Raw genomic sequence first — 539 nt, forward strand, 5'->3', positions numbered from 1 at the left:
CGCGCGCGCGCGCGAGGTCTGGCATCACCGCCGCCTCGTCGTCATAGACCAGGTGCTGGGCCCGGAGCCAGCTGCGCATCGTGCTCGCGGAAACGCTGCACATGGTCCTGCGCCACCGCCGTGGCGATGCCCAGCGCGGTCAGCACCCGCTCGCTGGCTTCCAGGCTGGAGCCGAGCACTTCGCGGAACGGTTCGGCCGACATGTCCAGCAGCTTCCATGCGTGCTGGCGGTTGCGCGCGCGTGCCAGCACGGTGGCGTGTGGATACAGGCGCCGTACCAGCCGTACCGCGCGCAGATTGGTTTCCGGGTTGTCCATGGCCATCACGAACACGCGGATGTGCTCGGCACCGGCCGCCCGCAGCAGATCCGGGCGGGTCGGGTCGCCGTAATAGAGCTTGTTGCCGAAGCGGCGCAGGTCCTCGACCGTTTCCGGGTCCGATTCCAGCGCGACGAACGGAATGCGCTGGGCGGTCAGCACGCGGCCGACGATCTGGCCGAACCGGCCCATGCCGGCGATCAGCACCTGCGGCCGCTGCGC

General features: G+C 70.1%; 1 pseudogene. It reads right to left on the minus strand.

From position 1 onward, the window contains the following. Positions 1-539, minus strand: a pseudogene (locus tag JCM9942_RS17830) (NAD-binding protein); the annotation flags it as partial.

The sequence above is a fragment of the Stenotrophomonas pictorum JCM 9942 genome, assembly GCF_001310775.1.
Classification (GTDB): Bacteria; Pseudomonadota; Gammaproteobacteria; order Xanthomonadales; family Xanthomonadaceae; genus Stenotrophomonas; species Stenotrophomonas pictorum.